The organism is Sphingomonas sp. GW821-FHT03E12, from assembly GCF_059420685.1.
The window spans coordinates 1-530 of sequence record NZ_JBWKUF010000014.1 but is presented as its reverse complement, the minus strand read 5'-3'; the positions used below and the strand labels follow the sequence as shown (position 1 = coordinate 530).

Here is a 530-nt window from a genome sequence, read left to right as displayed (position 1 = left end):
GCGGTTCCTTCAGCGGCGGGCGCATTGAGGGCGGTGTGGAGTGCGTCGCGGTCGAGGGCATTGTCCCAGCGGGCGACGACGATGGTGGCGACGGCGTTGCCGATGAAGTTGGTGAGGCTGCGGCACTCGGACATGAACCGGTCGATGCCCAGGATCAGCGCCATGCCCGCAACCGGCACGTCCGGCACGATCGACAGCGTCGCCGCCAGCGTGATGAACCCCGCCCCCGTCACCCCCGCCGCGCCCTTGGACGAGATCATCGCGATCGCCAGCAGCGCGATCTGGTCGCCCAGCGACAGGTCGACATTGCACGCCTGCGCGATGAACAATGCCGCCAGCGTCATGTAGATGTTGGTGCCGTCGAGGTTGAACGAATAGCCCGTCGGCACGACCAGACCGACGACCGACTTCTGGCAGCCCGCCCGCTCCATCTTGTCCATCAGGCTGGGCAGCGCGCTCTCCGACGAGGAGGTGCCGAGAACGAGGAGCAGCTCGGCACGCAGATAGCGGATCAGCTTGAAGATCGAGAA

General features: G+C 66.2%; 1 protein-coding gene. It reads right to left on the bottom strand.

Features of this window, described 5'->3' with window-relative positions; genetic code table 11:
* Positions 1-530: cation:dicarboxylate symporter family transporter (locus AC07TU_RS20635; protein WP_495189816.1), on the bottom strand; the 530-nt coding region annotated here is incomplete at both ends.